Source organism: Nitrospira sp. (assembly GCA_024998565.1).
In the GTDB taxonomy this organism is placed as follows: Bacteria; Nitrospirota; Nitrospiria; order Nitrospirales; family Nitrospiraceae; genus Nitrospira_A.
In genome coordinates, this window is sequence record JACOEM010000005.1 from 1 (window position 1) to 16,582 (window position 16,582).

At 56.8% G+C, this 16,582-nt stretch carries 18 protein-coding genes; all 18 read left to right on the forward strand.

Going from position 1 to position 16,582, the window contains the following annotated elements:
- The first annotated feature begins 103 nt into the window (after positions 1-103).
- Positions 104-934 carry a tetratricopeptide repeat protein gene (locus H8K11_09505; GenBank protein MCS6263980.1) on the forward strand — a complete coding sequence of 277 codons (831 nt, stop codon included), beginning with the start codon at positions 104-106 and terminating at the stop codon, positions 932-934.
- Between the two features lie 125 nt (positions 935-1,059).
- Positions 1,060-1,290 (forward strand): helix-turn-helix domain-containing protein, encoded by a 231-nt coding sequence (locus H8K11_09510; GenBank protein MCS6263981.1) that lies wholly within the window; start codon positions 1,060-1,062, stop codon positions 1,288-1,290.
- A 110-nt stretch (positions 1,291-1,400) separates the two neighbouring features.
- A complete protein-coding gene (locus tag H8K11_09515) occupies positions 1,401-2,264 on the forward strand; it encodes a protein-glutamate O-methyltransferase CheR (protein ID MCS6263982.1) in 864 nt (287 codons plus the stop codon).
- A 12-nt stretch (positions 2,265-2,276) separates the two neighbouring features.
- A complete protein-coding gene (cheY, locus tag H8K11_09520) occupies positions 2,277-2,657 on the forward strand; it encodes a chemotaxis response regulator CheY (protein ID MCS6263983.1) in 381 nt (126 codons plus the stop codon).
- A gap of 26 nt (positions 2,658-2,683) precedes the next feature.
- The gene (locus H8K11_09525; GenBank protein ID MCS6263984.1) at positions 2,684-3,334 is read left to right on the forward strand and encodes a protein phosphatase CheZ; all 651 of its coding nucleotides are present in this window, start codon (positions 2,684-2,686) and stop codon (positions 3,332-3,334) included.
- 8 nt (positions 3,335-3,342) lie between these two features.
- The gene (locus H8K11_09530; protein ID MCS6263985.1) at positions 3,343-5,235 is read left to right on the forward strand and encodes a chemotaxis protein CheA; all 1,893 of its coding nucleotides are present in this window, start codon (positions 3,343-3,345) and stop codon (positions 5,233-5,235) included.
- 97 nt (positions 5,236-5,332) lie between these two features.
- On the forward strand, positions 5,333-6,316 hold the full coding sequence (locus H8K11_09535; GenBank protein ID MCS6263986.1) for a chemotaxis protein CheV: 984 nt from the start codon (positions 5,333-5,335) through the stop codon (positions 6,314-6,316).
- 77 nt (positions 6,317-6,393) lie between these two features.
- Entirely contained in the window at positions 6,394-7,491 is a 1,098-nt protein-coding gene (locus tag H8K11_09540; protein ID MCS6263987.1) for a chemotaxis response regulator protein-glutamate methylesterase, read from the forward strand.
- A 57-nt stretch (positions 7,492-7,548) separates the two neighbouring features.
- Positions 7,549-9,225 carry a DUF3365 domain-containing protein gene (locus H8K11_09545; protein MCS6263988.1) on the forward strand — a complete coding sequence of 559 codons (1,677 nt, stop codon included), beginning with the start codon at positions 7,549-7,551 and terminating at the stop codon, positions 9,223-9,225.
- Between the two features lie 92 nt (positions 9,226-9,317).
- Positions 9,318-9,770 (forward strand): chemotaxis protein CheW, encoded by a 453-nt coding sequence (locus H8K11_09550; protein MCS6263989.1) that lies wholly within the window; start codon positions 9,318-9,320, stop codon positions 9,768-9,770.
- A 181-nt stretch (positions 9,771-9,951) separates the two neighbouring features.
- A complete protein-coding gene (locus H8K11_09555; protein MCS6263990.1) occupies positions 9,952-10,188 on the forward strand; it encodes a hypothetical protein in 237 nt (78 codons plus the stop codon).
- A gap of 12 nt (positions 10,189-10,200) precedes the next feature.
- A complete protein-coding gene (locus tag H8K11_09560) occupies positions 10,201-10,971 on the forward strand; it encodes a flagellar motor protein (protein ID MCS6263991.1) in 771 nt (256 codons plus the stop codon).
- Between the two features lie 81 nt (positions 10,972-11,052).
- On the forward strand, positions 11,053-11,832 hold the full coding sequence (locus tag H8K11_09565) for an OmpA family protein (GenBank protein ID MCS6263992.1): 780 nt from the start codon (positions 11,053-11,055) through the stop codon (positions 11,830-11,832).
- A gap of 131 nt (positions 11,833-11,963) precedes the next feature.
- Entirely contained in the window at positions 11,964-12,194 is a 231-nt protein-coding gene (locus H8K11_09570) for an STAS domain-containing protein (protein MCS6263993.1), read from the forward strand.
- A 40-nt stretch (positions 12,195-12,234) separates the two neighbouring features.
- Positions 12,235-13,350 carry a hypothetical protein gene (locus H8K11_09575; protein MCS6263994.1) on the forward strand — a complete coding sequence of 372 codons (1,116 nt, stop codon included), beginning with the start codon at positions 12,235-12,237 and terminating at the stop codon, positions 13,348-13,350.
- Between the two features lie 37 nt (positions 13,351-13,387).
- Positions 13,388-13,759 carry a response regulator gene (locus tag H8K11_09580; protein MCS6263995.1) on the forward strand — a complete coding sequence of 124 codons (372 nt, stop codon included), beginning with the start codon at positions 13,388-13,390 and terminating at the stop codon, positions 13,757-13,759.
- A gap of 120 nt (positions 13,760-13,879) precedes the next feature.
- Positions 13,880-16,003 carry a chemotaxis protein CheA gene (locus H8K11_09585; protein ID MCS6263996.1) on the forward strand — a complete coding sequence of 708 codons (2,124 nt, stop codon included), beginning with the start codon at positions 13,880-13,882 and terminating at the stop codon, positions 16,001-16,003.
- A 102-nt stretch (positions 16,004-16,105) separates the two neighbouring features.
- Entirely contained in the window at positions 16,106-16,573 is a 468-nt protein-coding gene (locus H8K11_09590) for a purine-binding chemotaxis protein CheW (GenBank protein ID MCS6263997.1), read from the forward strand.
- Positions 16,574-16,582: the final 9 nt, after the last annotated feature.

A 16,582-nucleotide genomic window follows, 5' to 3' on the forward strand; every position in this document is an offset into this window, starting at 1 on the left:
CTCAGCGATGCGGTCGCTCCCTGATACGGCCCAAACCGTCCCTCCGAATTCTTCGGTGTCCTACCGCCTTAAGTCTATGCGTCAGCCGCCGATAACGGTTGTGATGAATAGTCGTCGTCATCCTGCATGGTATCTTGCCATAGCTCTGACAGGTGTGGTGTGCGGGTGCGCGGGGCAAGCGCCTCCTCCGCGGAGTCATCATGACGCCACCGCCGGACGGATCGGCGTAGGGGCTGAGTCGCCGAAGTCGGAGAACGGGTTCTCGCCGGTACCCCCGCTTCTGACGGCCGATGAGTATGAGCATCTTGCAGATCGATCCGTGGCCGGGAGGAATTTGACCGTTGCGATGGCGCAGTACGAGAAAGCGTTGCGACTGGACCCGGGGCGCGCACGGGTTCGAGAGAAACGCGGCATCCTGTTTCTTGAGAGGGGATTGGCCGAGGATGCTCTTCTGGAATTCAAGGTCATAGCCGATCAAAACCCGATTTATGCTACGGCGTTCGACGGGGAGGGGCGAGCGCTGGTGAGTCTTGGCCGGTTGGAAGATGCCCAGAAGGCGTTTCGCCGCGCCCTAACTCTAAATCCGCAAGATTGGCGCGCCTATGCGTGGCTGGGCATTGTCGCCTATGTTCAGGAACGGTATCCCGATGCCCTTGCCGCATTTCAAACCGCTTACTCCATCAAGCCGGAGCATCCTGGTCTGGCCAACAACCTTGGGCAAACCTACGTCGCATTGGGGCGCTATGATGACGCGATTGCCAGTTTTCGCCTGGGTGACGCGCATGCGCCGGACCATCCACGCCTCACCCAGAATCTCATCGGTGCACTGACATTGGCCGGACAACACGATGCGGCGGAGCAGATTCGCCGGCACCGGGACCACGATGTGCCGACGAAAGCTCAGCACAGCCAGAACACACGTTTCAGCGAGTAAGACTCCCATCGGAAGCGTCCTCACCGCTGGTAGAGGGCCGTAGAGCCGATCGCCGCGCGTTCCCAACCTATGACATCAACAGACCATTCAAGTTTGTGACGGTGTGCACCGATACCATATCCATTATGAACGATGCCATCACAGCAACAACCAAAGTGAACCTCGACGGTGCATCGCCTTCGGATAGCGAAATTCTAACCGTGTTGGAAGTGGCGCGCTTTCTGCGCGTGCCCAAGTCCACGGTCTATAAGCTCGCGCGCCTCGGACAACTGCCGGCGTCAAAAATCGGAAAGCATTGGCGGTTTCTCCGACGCGATATCCACGACTGGATGCACAACCGAACTCAGCAGAACTGATCTCTTTCTGAGAGAGCATCTGCGGGGTTTACAGGAACATGAGTGGCTCGGACGGCCTTGCCGTCCGATGCTCGGGCCTATCACCACGGACGGGTTAGACGAGGAAATCGATGGCCGACACCAACACGGTAAGAAAAACGGATCTCCCCGCGCCCAAGCTGTCTCCTGACACGTTCAAACAGCTCAGGGATCTGATCTATGAAAAGACGGGCATCTTCTTTCAGGACAATAAGACCTATCTGCTGGAAAGCCGGCTCCTCCCTCGATTGAAGGCCTGCCACTGTCAGACGTTCGAGAGTTATCTCAACTTCCTGCGCTTCGATGCATACCGGGACCGTGAGGTCACCGAACTCTATACGGTGATCACCACCAATGAGACCTATTTCTTCCGCGACGAGGCTCAGCTTGAGAGCTTCATGAAGGTCATGATCCCGGAAGTGATGAAGACGAACGCGGGCACAAAACAGCTCCGGATCTGGAGCGCCGCCTGCTCGACCGGCGACGAGCCCTACACCCTTGCTTTGCTGCTGCGGGACTATGCTCCGCTCTCAGGCTGGACCATCGACATCCTGGGAACTGATATCAGCGAAAATGTCCTGAACATTGCGCGGACCGCGACCTACAGTTCCCACTCCCTGCGGAAAGTCCCGCCGGGCATGCTGGCCAAATATTTCACCGGCAAGAAAGAGCAGCAGACGCTCGTGCCTCAGGTGAAGGACATGGTGCGGTTCATGAACGTGAACCTCTACGACCGCCCCAGACTCAAGCTGATCCGCGGCATCGACATCGTGTTCTGCCGCAACTGCCTGATCTATTTCGACGAAAAAGCCAAAGGGCAGATCGTGTCGGATCTGCGCGACGCCTTGCGGCCCAAAGGCTACTTGATGATCGGATTCTCAGAAACATTGCACGACACCACCGGGCTTTTCAGAACCATTCATGCGGGCCGTTCCGTCATTCATGAGAAACAGTAAGGAGGATGATTCATGCCAGCCGATCCAAATATGAAGATTCTCGTCGTCGATGACATGTCCACCATGCGCCGCATCGTGAAGAATATCCTGAAGCAGCTCGGCTTCAACAATTTAGAAGAAGCCGAAAACGGGCAGGAAGCGCTGACGAAGTTAAAAGCCGACACCTATGGCTTCGTGGTGTCCGACTGGAACATGCCGGTCATGATGGGCATCGACATGCTGCGCGCCATTCGTGCCGACGAGAAGCTGAAAAAAATCCCCGTCCTGATGGTCACCGCCGAAGCGCAGAAAGAAAATCTGATGGAGGCCGTCCAGGCCGGCGTCAGCAACTATGTCGTCAAGCCGTTCACCGCCGAGACGATGCAGGAGAAGATCAACAAGATTTTCAAGTAATCGGCTCTTAACCGGTGAGGGTCACGATGGCACAACCACAGGCGGCGACAAAAAAACAGATTGCGGTCAATGACGATGAGCAGGAAGCGAAGGCGCCTGACACGAAACTCTACGAGGAGCTGGGAGAACTCGCCCGGTTCATCGATACCACGATGAAGACGCTCTCCGAATTCAGCGCCCCGGTCAATGCATCGACGGAGCAGTTACCTCAAGCGCAGACCCACCTTCTCAATCTGAAAACCCAGACCGAACAGGGCACACATCGGGTCATGCTTGAAGTGGAGGCCATCCAGGACAACCATGCCCAGATCAGCAAGATGCTGAAGGAGATGACACAGACCCTCCAGCAAGCGAAGGTTTCCCCCGCGCTCATACAACAGATGCACACACTGGGGCAGACGCTGGGACAAGACGACAAGCGGTTGCTCGATATTATGACGGCGCTGTCCTTCCAGGACCTGGTGGCGCAAAGCGTCAACAAACTCGTCACGATTCTGGATGAAGTCGAGCATAAACTCCTTCAACTCGTGGTGGTCTTCGGTCCCTATCAAAAGCAGGCTGCGAAGGCCGATCAGGGCAAAGCCAGCGAAATGTTGAAGCAACTGGAAGCAACGAAGAATACGTCGATGGATCAGGATCTCGCGGACGAAATCTTGAAGCAATTCGGTTTTAACTGAGGTGGGTTATGAGCGATGAAATGCAGGAAATACTGAACGACTTCCTGACCGAATCCAATGAAATGCTGGAAGTCTTGGATCAGCGATTCGTCACCCTCGAATCGGATCCCACTAACACGGACCTTCTGAACGAAATCTTTCGTGCGATGCATAGCATGAAAGGATCCGCCGGTTTTCTCGGTTTTAATCACCTGGTGGACGTCGCGCATCGCGGAGAGAACATTCTCAACAAACTGCGCCAGGCCGAAATGGCCGTCAGCCCGGCGATCATCAGCGTGATTCTTGAAACCATCGATGTCATCAAAGCGATCATGGCCGACATTCGGGAGTCGGGTACCGACAACCATGTCGCCACGGCCGTCATTGCGTCGAAACTCGACGATATCCTCAACGGCACAGCACCGAGCGAGCCTCAGGCCTCGGCACATGTGGAAACATCGCCGGCTGCGCCGAAGGTCGAAACTTCCACGCCCGCTCAGGAGGCCCCGGCGACCGCGCCGCCGACGCTGGGTGAAATTCTGGTGAACGACGGCCTGGCCTCTAAAGAACAGGTCCTCGATGCGCTGACCACCCAACAACATCAGCCGGAGCCCAAGACGCCGCTGGGCGAGATCTTGCTTCAGGCGAAAGCCATTACCGAGCGCGCCCTGGATCAGGCGCTGCACAAGCAGGAAAAACAGCCGAAGCCTGTGGAAGAGGATGCCACCATCCGCGTGGAAACCAAACGCCTCGACAGCGTGATGAATCTGGTCGGGGAGTTGGTCTTGGGTCGCAATCGTCTGATCAAAATCGGAACGCAGCTGGAACAGCACCATGAATCCGATCCGCAGGTGCGCGTGTTGAGCGAAACACTCGCGCAACTCAATCTGGTGACCACCGACTTACAGCTGGCTGTCATGAAGACGCGCATGCTGCCGATCAAGAAAGTGTTTGCCAAGTTGCCTCGCATGGTGCGTGACCTCTCGCAGAAGCTGAACAAGCAGGTTCATCTCGAAATGCGCGGAGAGGAAACTGAACTCGACAAGTCCGTCGCCGACGAAATCGGAGACCCGCTCGTGCACTTGGTGCGCAACGCCATCGATCATGGCATTGAAACTCCGGCAGAACGACAGGCCAAAGGCAAACCGGCCGAAGGTCAGCTGACCATTGCCGCCAGCCAGGAAGGCAACAGCATCGTGATCCGGATCAACGACGACGGTCGCGGGATTCAAGTCGAGAAGATCAAAGCGAAAGCGTTGGCAAAGGGGCTGATCAGCGAAGCCGAACTCGCGACGATGGAGCCTCGCGAAGTCTTGAACCTCATTTTCCTGCCTGGATTCAGCACGGCCGAACAGGTGACCGATGTGTCGGGTCGTGGCGTGGGCATGGATGTGGTACGCACCAACATTCGAAAAATCAACGGTAGTGTGGACCTCGAATCCGAAGCCGGCAAAGGCAGCCAGATCATCATCAAGCTGCCGCTCACGATTGCGATCATTCAGGCGCTCATGGTGGAAGTTGAACGCTCGATTTTCGCCATCCCGTTGAGCACCGTGATCGAAGCGGTCCGGATCTCACGTTCGGACATCAAAACGATCAACGGGCGTGAAGTGTTGCACCTGCGGGATCGAGTCTTGCCGCTAATTCGTCTGGCGCAGGAATTCGACATTCCAACCGACACGGAACGGGAGCGATTTTATGTGGTCGTCGCCGCGTTGGGCGATCGACGAGTCGGAGTGGTCGTCGACGAACTGCGCTCGCAGGAGGAAGTCGTCATCAAGTCCATCTGGGATTATCTGGAAACGGTCAAAGGCGTGTCAGGAGCCACCATTACCGGCGAGGGTAAGGTCGTGCTGATTCTGGACACTTCGGAATTGGTCCAGAACGCCCAAGCTTGGCACAACTCCGGGATAACCGTCTAACGGTCGCCCCCGGCGAATAAGCAGAGACAGGTGAGAGATAGTCACCTGCGTAGGCTAACGCGATAGATGAACAGCGACGTGCGAGATCGGAGGAAGTATGTCCACTCTCATCAATGAAATCGATGCTCGAACCAGATTGGCCGGGGCCAATCAGATGGAATTGCTGCTGTTTAAACTTGGTACTAACGAAATCTTCGGGATCAACGTGTTTAAGGTTCGTGAAGTGATGAAATTGCCCGAGCTCACTCAGATTCCGGAGGCAGACAGCCGCATCGTGGGGATGGCCAATATTCGCGGAATCATGGTTCCCGTGGTGGGCCTTAAACGAAGCTTGGGATTGGGAACGGAACACGAGGGTCAGGTGGGAGGCCCGCCCGGAACAAATCCCTATTTGATCGTGTCGGAATACAACGGGAGCTTGCAAGGATTCCTGGTCGCCGGCGTCGATCGGATCATTCGCTTCTCATGGTCAGCCATCAAGACGCCCCCGGCGATTGTCAGAGAAAACAACAAAGGCGCGGTCACAGCCGTCACGATGCTTGAGGACGGTCGGATGGTCCTCATTTTGGACGTGGAAAAAGTGTTGAACGACATTTGCCCCCGTTCGGACGATGAGGTGTTTGCGGGTATGGTGGCCGCTCCGGCGCTTAAATCGAAGTGCATGTTGTTCGCCGACGATTCATCCGTCGCCCGGATGCAGATTCGTAAGGCGTTGGAACGTCTCGAGATGTCCTACATCATGGCGACCACCGGAGGAGAAGCCTGGGCAAAACTGCAAGCACTCGCAGATCAGGCGACGGCGGAAGGCAAGGAGCGAGTGGATCAGATCCAATGTATCCTCAGCGATATTGAGATGCCGGAAATGGATGGATTCACATTGACCAAGCACATTCGTGCCGACTCGCGGCTGGCGCACTTGCCCGTCATGTTGCACTCCTCCTTAACCGGTGCCTGCAACATGGAAAAGGGGAGAGCCGTCGGGGCGACCGATTACATCACCAAGTTCGACGCCAAGATGTTGGGTGAGAAACTCGCATTCCATATCGAGGAGTCCAACCAGCAGGCGCAGAAGGCCGCATAAGCACAGACTTCATGAACGACCGAAGATCCGGAGGCTTAAGCTTTCGGAATAGACGGCCGATGTATCGGCTAGAGATTATGGCGCTTCCACAGATACAGGCACAACGTGCAACGAATCCGGTCCGCGTCTTGGTCGTGGACGACTCGGCCTTCATGCGAAAAAGCCTGACGACCATGCTCGAAGAGGGCAAACAGATTCACGTTGTGGGCGTCGCACGGAACGGCGAAGAAGCGATTCAACAAGTCCAGCAGTTGAAACCCGATGTCGTCACGATGGATGTGGAAATGCCGGGGATGACGGGCCTGCAGGCGTTGCAGCAGATCATGTCGAAATTCCCTGTGCCGGTCATTATGGTCAGTTCGATTACCGTCGAAGGCGCTCAAGAAACCCTGCAGGCGTTGGAATGGGGTGCGGTTGATTTTGTGCCGAAACAACTCGATGGTGTCGTGTCCAAGATTGCGGACATTCAGCAACAGCTGGTCTCCAAAGTTCTGGCCGCCAGATATGCCGGCGCGAAACTGAAAAGGATGCCGGTGACGGGAAGCGTGAAGCCAGGCGTTATGCCGGCCAAAGCGTTAAGCAGCCAATCGGTGAGTGTGACTCGTGGCACCAAGCTCATAGCCATCGGCTGTTCGACAGGCGGACCCCAAGCGCTGTTTGAAATCATCCCGACGATTCCTGCGGATTTTCCGGCCGGCATCGTCATCGTCCAGCACATGCCGAAGTCCTTTACCAAACCGTTTGCCGAGCGACTGAACAATCTATCCCCATTGGATGTGCGGGAAGCCGTCGACGGCGATGAAGTGAAACCCGGCCGTGTGCTCGTCGCTCCCGGTGGGATGCAGTTTCGCATCGTCAAGAAAACAATTACGAGTTCAGTCGTCAAGTTATCGCCCAATGTGGAAAACCATCCTCACGCTCCGTCGGTCGACATCATGTTGAAATCCGTGGCGGCGCTGTACGGCGAACGCACGATCGGGGTGATCTTGACCGGGATGGGACACGACGGACTGGAGGGGATGAAAGCGATCAAGGCAGCGAAGGGGCGGACCGTGGCGCAAGACGAGGCATCGAGTGTCGTGTACGGCATGCCGAAAGCCGTCGTCGAGGCCGGATGTGCTGAGAAAGTGGTTTCGCTGTCCAAAGTGGTCGGCGAAATCATGAATATGGTGTGATAGGGAACCTCAACTCAATCGTTCACAAATGGAGAGGTAGGAGGAGTTATGGGGAGCATGATGAAGAGTATGACCATTGGACCCAAGTTCATATTGTCGATTTCTGTGGCGGCGTTCATCGCGATCGCCATCGGACTTTTCGTGTTGTATCAGCAAGAAGAAGATAAGATGGACACCATGCTGGTCGGGCGTGCCCAAGTGTTATCGCAGCAAATCTTGATCGGGCGGGCCTACATCGCCACCAACTATGCCGCCAAGATTAAGAAATCGAAGGCTGGCTCTGAAATCCAGGTGCTTAAAGAGCATGCGGGAAACGCGGACGCGATTCCGGTTCCGGCCACCGCGGTTCGAGAAATGGGGGAAGAAGCCACCAGGTCGGGAATGTATAGCGCCAGACTCGTGAGTCAGAACCCCATGAACTCCTCAAATTCCCCGAAAGACAATTTCGAGAACGAAGCGATCAGGGCCATTATGGCCGGAGCCGAGAGCTACGCTCGACGGGATGATATCAACGGAGTACCGACCTTTCGCCGTGCGGTCGTAGATAAGGCGACGACGGCGGCTTGCCTCAGCTGCCATACGAGCAATCAGGTCGGCGACACGCTCGGCATGTTGAGCGTGGCCTTGCCGATGGGCCCCGCCATTGCGCTGTCCAGTAAATCCATGTGGCAGACCGGCGGCCTGATGGCCGGCGTGGTCGTGATCATCATGGCGATCACCTATTTCCTGCTCCGCACGATCGTGCTGCAACCTTTGGCAAAAATGAGCGACATTTCTCGCGACATCGCCAAGGGCGAGGGCGACCTTACCAAGCGTGTGCCGGCTGAGGGCAACGATGAAATCGCTCACATGGGCAAGTACTTCAATGAGTTCATTGAAAAGTTGCAGAACATGATCAAAAAGGTCGCCCACGTGACGGACAAAGTGGCGTCCGCCTCGGTGGAATTATCCGCGACCGCTGAAGAGATTTCAAAGGGCACCGACACCTTGACCTCGCGCGCGTCTCAAACCGCTGCTGCGGTGGAGGAGATGAATGCGACCGTCGGCCAGGTTGCGCAGAACTCCGGCAAAGCGGCCAGTCTGGCGCAAGACACCGTGAAAACCGCTCAAGAAGGCGGAACCGTCGTGTCGAGCACCATCTCGGGTATGCAACAGTTGTCTGAAGCCGTGTCGAATTCGGCGACGATTATCTCTGATCTCGGCAAATCGTCCGACCAAATCGGCGAGATCGTGCGCACGATCGAAGACATCGCCGACCAGACCAATTTGCTGGCCTTGAACGCGGCAATCGAAGCGGCTCGAGCCGGTGAACAGGGTCGGGGATTCGCCGTGGTGGCCGATGAAGTCCGAAAACTCGCTGAACGGACGACCAAAGCGACCAAGGAAATCGGCGATATGATCCGCCAAATCCAGCACGATACACGGGGAGCCGTGGACTCGATGCAACAGGGTACACAGAAAGTCACGGCCGGTGTGGATCTGGTCAATAAGACCGGTGAAGCCCTGTCGCAGATCGTGCGCATGGTCTCAGAGAGCGCCGATATGATCCGACAGATTGCGGTGGCATCGGAACAGCAGTCGGTCGCGACGCAACAGATCGCAAGCGATATTGAAAATGTGGCGAAGGTCACCAAAGAGTCGTCGTCCGGCGCACATGAGTCGGCGAAGGCCAGTCAGGACCTGAGCCAGTTGGCGGTCGAACTGCAGGGGATCGTGGGTGGATTCAAGCTCTAAGCAGCAACCACGAGAAGGAGCCCAGCATGAGTGCGACTGAACAACAGGTGCAATCTCACTACCAGGCGACCGCAGACACGCCTGCGGACCGTCTGGAGGAGAAGACCGGTGACGATCTGCTGCAGTTCGTGATTTGCCTGATCGGTAGCGAAGAGTTCGCGGTGGATGTCCTGAGTGTACAGGAGATCAACCGGATCGTGGAGGTCACGCGAGTCCCAAAGACGCCTCCCTATGTGGAGGGAGTCATCAATCTGCGGGGCCGCATCATTCCCGTACTGGACCTGAGAAAACTGTTTGGCCTGAGCGGAGCCCAACAGACCACGCAGACGCGTATCGTGGTGGTCTCGGTACAGGCACGACTGGTCGGGCTGATCGTGGATTCAGTGGAAGAGGTCTTGCGGGTGCCGAGAAGCGCCATTGAGCCGCCGCCTTCGGTCGGCACAATGGCCGGGGCTGAATTCACCCAGGGGGTCGGACGGATCGATGACCGGCTCCTCATTCTGGTGGATCTGAGTCGGCTGCTCTTAGCCCGGGAAGCAGCGTAGGAATCTGCCTGACCATGATGGGTGTACGACAGAGGCGTTGTGATCGTCCAGGGGTGGGTTAGGAGTTCTGGGGGTCGGAAGAAGGTGGCTGAGAGGGTCCGCGACGGCTTCGGGCGTCAAGGACCCTCTCAAGCAACTGCAAGGACTCCGTCAACACATCCGATGCGCAACGCAAGGTGACATGAAACTGTTGCATGGCTTCCGGCCAACGCCCCTCCTTCTGCAGGACCTGAAATTTCCGATGTTGCTCATCGAGAATGGCTTGTTTGGCATCGAGCATCAAGCTATCGGCAGGACCCACGAGAGCACCTCCATGCAAGACAATTGTGACTCGATCGCACGCTATCAGAGTGCTTCCGAACGACGCAAGCCCACCATTCTGGGTACGGCGATGCGCGGCGTCCGGAAGCCGTGGTGAGGTAATCGACCCGTGGATATCGCAACAATCTTAGGTGTCGTCATCGCGATCGGCTCCATCCTGGGCGGCCAGGCGCTCGAAGGCGGCCATGTCGGATCAGTCCTCCAACTGACGGCGTTTATCATCGTCATGGGTGGAACGATCGGCGCCTGTTGCGTTCAGAACCCGCTGTCTGTGGTCTTGAAGTCCATCAGCATGGTCTCGCTGGCGCTGACCAATCCTCCTCACGACGTGAAAGGGACGATTACACAGATCCTCGACCTGGCCAACGTGTCGCGCAAGCAGGGGTTACTCGCGTTGGAAGGGAAAATAAAGGACCTGCACGATCCGTTTTTTAAAAAAGGCATCCAGCTGATCGTCGATGGCACCGACCCGAAACTGCTTCAGGAAATCCTGGAAATCGAGGTCGAACACCATGAAGAGGAAGGCGTCCATGCGGCCAAGGTTTGGGAAGCCGCCGGCGGATATGCGCCCACCGTCGGAATTCTCGGGGCCGTCCTCGGGTTGATTCACGTGATGGAGAACCTGGCCGACCCGTCAAAACTCGGCGGCGGTATCGCCGTTGCTTTCGTCGCAACGGTCTATGGCGTCGGCGCCGCGAATCTGTTCTTCCTGCCGATCGGCAACAAGATGAAGTTCAAACTGAAAGAAGAAGCCGGCTTGCGGACCATGGTCATTATGGGGCTCGTCGGCCTGGCTCAGGGCGAAAACCCCCGGCTCTTACAGGAAAAGCTCGAGAGTTTCCTCCCTCCGCACGAGCGAAGTAAAGAAGACAAGAAATAACATCACTGGTCGTGCGGAACCCTATCTCGTAGCCTTGATCCAGCACTTCACGTTGCACCTGAGACGATTCACGGGCATTCGATGGCGAAGAAGAAACACGAAGAACACGAAAACCACGAACGCTGGCTGGTGTCCTATGCGGACTTCATCACGTTGCTGTTCGCCTTTTTCGTGGTCATGTATTCCGTCTCGTCCGTCAACGAGGGCAAGTATCGAACGGTGAGCGACTCGATCAAAGCGGCATTGAATCCGGTGAACAGCACGCCGTCCAGCCGCTTGCCTTTCGCCGTCGGCGACGCGAAGCCGAAGATGATCAATCCCGACATGTCCAGCGCCAACGAACCGGTCATCAGGCGGATGAAAGAGATCATGAAAAAGATTCATCCGTCGCTCGCGCTGGAAATGCCGGATATCAAAATTATCGAAACCGGCAACGGGACCATCATGATTTCCCTGCCTGAATCGATTCTCTTTACGAGCGGAGAAGCACGGGTGCGTCCCGAGGCCTTACCGTTTCTGAAATCCCTGGCTCAGATTCTGATCGAGATGGATCGGCATGTCCGTATCCTGGGTCATACCGACAATGTGCCGATCAGGACCGCGCAATTCCCATCGAACTGGGAACTGTCGGCGGTCCGGGCCGTCATGGTCGTCCGGATTTTTTCCGAACTCTATGAAGTGCCGATTTCACACCTCTCAGCCACTGGATTCGCCGACTCCAAACCAGTCGCAAGCAACGACACGCCTGAAGGCCGGACGAAAAACCGTCGGGTTGAAATTATTATTCTGGAGAAGAGCCTGAGCGAGGAGACTCTCGATTCCATGTTGCCGGGCAATACCCCCCCGGCTCAACCGCTCTAAGAGCGGTCGGCATCTCCAGTGAGCGGACGGTGACCACGGCGTCTACAGCAACACCCTTAGGTGTTAAGAATTGTCCGACAGTGACCGATACGTACGTGAGGCGGAGTTCACCTCTCGAAAGGAAGATGTTCATGATCCTCAAGCCGGCTGGTGATTTAACAATATTTGAAGTCGGTGCGTTGTACGAGGAGCTCAAGCAGGCGGTCACCGCCCATCCTCAAGTCGAACTGGACCTGTCCGAGGTGGACAAACTCGATGCCTCAGCGATTCAACTGCTTATTGCCGTCCGTCGGTCCGAACGTATTGTGCTGACAGGGGTGACTGATCCGATGCGATCGCGCATGGCTGAATTAGGCGCGTAATCATTGTCCCACTTCGTCACCACGTACGGGAATCAAGCCGATGATGTCATACTTATCAGTCTCTCTGGGAGCCTTCTTCGCCGGTACCTGTGTCGCCTGGATGTGGTGTCAGCGCCGAACGGCTTCAGCAAGACAGGCGCTCCAGGCCACCCATGACGCCATGCTGAAAGAGCAGGCGGAGCGTACCGCCGCGTGGGAGCAACTCGGACAGTCCACCATTCCCCTGGTCGCCGTCCTAAACGCTCAAATGAAAAGCGTGATCAGCCAGACCGAGCAGGCTGCCACCGATCTGGGGCAGCGGTTCAGCATGATCGCGTCGCGCGCCACGGTCCAAGCCAGGGAATCGACGCATCTCTTTGGTGACGGCGAGATGAGCCTCGATACGGTCTTGAAGACCACGGACACCATGCTCGAAGGCTTTGTCGGCGACGTCATGAAGTCATCGGAAATGGCGCTTCAGATCGCGACCATTATGGACGAAGTCGAGCGTAGCACCAAGGCGATCACCGGCATGATCGGCGAAATTGAGTTTATTGCAGACCAGACCAGATTGCTGGCCCTCAACGCCGCGATCGAAGCCGCACGAGCCGGAGAACATGGTCGCGGGTTCGCCGTCGTCGCCGATGAAGTGACCAAACTGGCGAACCGTTCAGGACAGGCTGCCAGCAGCATTAACAGCCTGGTCATGGACGTCCAGAAGAACACCACGTTAGCGATGGGTACGGTGGAAAGCCTGGCGTCTGTGGATCTGAGCAAAACCTTGTCGATTAAACACCGCCTCGACAAGATGACGCGTGACCTGGCCGAACGGAATAATACGCTGAAATCGGCCGTGATGAACTCGAAATCCCATGCGGATGAACTGGCGCGGGACGTCGGTCAAATCATCATGGCACTCCAGTTCCAGGACATCACCAGACAGAAACTGGAACACGTCATCGAACCGCTCACCGAGGTTCGCGCGGTGATGGATGCCCTGATCCAGGGATTTTCGCAGGAGCAGGTGGCAGCCAAGATGGACTTCCTCACGAAGCTCGACCGCAGCTACACCATGGAAGAAGAACGCGCGGTGTTCCACCAGGCCGCAACCGGGTATGTCCCCGCGCCATCCCAGGATAGTGCTTCTTCGGAAGACGCCAATGTCACGTTGTTTTAGGTAACGTCCGTTTATCAGAAGAATGAAGGAGTGCGCCATGGCGAAAACAGTGTTGGTGGTCGACGATTCTCCCACGATGCGACAGATGGTGGCATTCACCCTGACCAGCGCGGGCTATCAGGTTGTGGAAGCCGGCAACGGCAAAGAGGCGGTCGGCAAAGTGAACGGCGGGGCCAAGCCGGACCTTGTCGTCACCGACCTGAACATGCCCGAGATGGACGGCATCACCCTGATCAAGGAAATCAGGAAGATGCCGGCCCTCAAGTTCACCCCGATCTTGATGCTGACGACCGAAGCCTCCGACGACAAGAAAAAGGCGGGACAGGCCGCCGGAGCCACCGGATGGATCGTGAAGCCGTTCAATCCCGAGCAGATGATGGCCGTCATTAAGAAGGTGCTGCCCGGTTGAATCGCGTCACCCGCCGATGGTCACGCGTCATCCGCAATCGGAACGTGGTAGCGACCAGGCGGGTGTGACTCTTTCATTTCCATCGACGAACGACGATTGACCGATGACGAGGCCCATCACATGAGCACTGATCTCTCACACTTCAAAGACGCCTTTTTCGAAGAGTCCCAGGAACACCTGACGACGATTGAAGAAGGATTGCTCCAGCTCGAACAGCGGCCGGGCGACATCGACCTGCTGAATCGAATCTTTCGCGGGGCCCATTCCATCAAGGGCAACAGCGGCATGTTCGGATTCACCGCCGTCTCCCAGTTCACCCACAAGATGGAATCGGTGCTGGATCAGCTGCGCAGCAGTCAGATGGTCGTGACGGTCGACATCACGGATTTGCTGCTGCAGTCGCTGGATTGCCTCAAAACCCTGATCGATTGCGCCCGCACCGGTGCCGCTCCTGACGAAGCCCACGTGGCCGCCCTTGGAGGCAGGCTTGAAGCCTGCCAAGGCACACCGGCTCCCGGCCAACCGACGGCGGTGCCGGCTGCGGATCAACGTTCGCTGCCGCCGGGCACACATCGTTTCACCATCACCTGGGCGCCGCCGCAGTACCTGTTTCAGCGGGGGCTCGATCCTGCACAGTTCCTCAAGGAACTGGCCGGCCTGGGTACCGTCACGCATCTCGCTTTGGATGCCGGACGATTACCAGCCCTGGCGGAGTTAGATCCCGAGCAATGTTATCTCGGCTGGACGCTGGATCTCGAAACCGGCAAAGACCTCAAGGTCATCGACGCAGTCTTTGATTTCGTCCGCGAGGACAGCACCCTGACGATCGTCGACAATCCGGTCGACACACACGCGACCGCCGCAGTGTCCGAGGGGGCGAAGCCATTGGGCGAAATCCTCGTCGAGACCGGAGTGGTGTCACAGTCTCAGTTGAATCAGGCCTTGTCCCAACAGAAGAAGGTCGGAGAAATCCTGGTCGAACAGAAAGTGGCCACTCCGGAGCAAATCTCCGAGGCGCTCAAGAAACAATCCGAAGGCGCCGTACCGGCCAAGAAGGCTGAAACCCCGTCGATCAGAGTCGATACCGTCAAGATCGATCGCCTCATCAACCTGGTCGGGGAGTTGGTCATTACGCAGTCCATGTTGAGTGATCTGGGGTCTCGTTTTGAAATGAGCCAGCTCCCGGTTCTGCTCGAACGCGTCGCACAATTGGAACGCAATACCAGGGAAATCCAAGAGCGCGTCATGGGGATTCGCATGGTCCCGATCGGGAATGCGTTCAGCCGGTTCCCGCGTCTGGTGCGCGACCTGTCCGGCAAGGCTGGAAAGAAAATTCAACTGATCCTGTCGGGAGAAGAAACCGAACTCGACAAGACCGTCATCGAATCGATCGGCGATCCGTTGACCCATCTGGTGCGGAACTCAGCAGATCATGGGCTGGAGCCGCCGGATGAACGCGTAGCCGCGGGAAAGCCGGAACAAGGCATCATCCGCCTCAACGCGTTTCACGAAGGCGGCAGCATCTGCATCACCGTCGAGGACGACGGGCGCGGTCTGAATCGGGACAAGATTCTTGCAAAGGGTATTAAGCAGGGATTGATCGCGGAGTCCGACAAACTGTCGGACGAGCAAATCTGGATGCTCATTTTCAAACCCGGGTTCTCCACCGCTGAAAAAGTCACGGATGTGTCCGGCCGCGGTGTCGGCATGGATGTCGTGAAACGCAACATCGAAGGCTTAGGCGGGACGGTGAGCATCAAGACCGTCACCGGCAAAGGCACCACGTTCACACTCAAGCTTCCGCTCACGCTCGCGATCATCGAGGGCATGACGGTTCGGGTCGGTCAGGATACGTACATCGTTCCGCTCCTCTCGATCCTGGAGTCGATTCAGCCTAAACGCGAGATGCTCAAAACCATCGTCGGCAAAGGGGAGTTGGTCAATGTGCGCGGCACCTATCTTCCTCTCATGCGCCTGTACGACGTGTTTCAGTTGGAGCCGGAACTCTCGGATCCGACGAAGGCCATCCTGTTGATTCTGGAAACCGAAGGCGAACGCGTCGCCGTGATGGTCGATGAAATTCTCGGCCAACAGCAGGTGGTGATCAAGAGTATGGAACAGAACTTCAGGAAGATCGAAGGGGTGGCCGGCGCCACCATTCTTGGCGACGGCACGGTCGGCTTTATTCTGGATGTGCGCGGATTGCTCAATATTGCGCGGCAAAGAACCGCAAAGGCGGCGTAGAGACGGCCTCAGAGACAGGATCGATGGGTTGGATACCACGAACAGGGCGAGGAGGATACGATGGCGACTCAGGAGTTGGCGAGCAAAGATTCGAATCAGCAGATGGGAATTACGACCGACGGCAGTCAATTCCTGACCTTCCAGCTGGGGGAAGAACTGTACGGGGTCGACATTCTCCGGGTTCAGGAAATCAAAGGCTACACGGCAGTCACTCGCATTCCCAATACGCCGGCCCACATCAAGGGTGTGCTGAACTTGCGCGGCACCATCGTCCCGATCGTCGAGCTACGGACGAAGTTCGGTATGCCGACGATTGAATACACGATGTTTACCGTGATCGTCGTGGTCGTCGTAAAAGAGAAAATCATGGGCCTCGTGGTGGATGCGGTGTCGGATGTCCTGGATATCGACAAGAAAGACATCCAGCCCGCTCCGCAGTTCGGAGCGCAGGTGGACGTGAGCTTCTTGAACGGCATCGGCAAGGCCGGGGACAAGCTGGTGGCCCTACTCGATATGGATCGTCTGTTGACCGATGGAGACATGCAAGAAGCGACGAAAGCCGCAGCCTAACTATTCGAA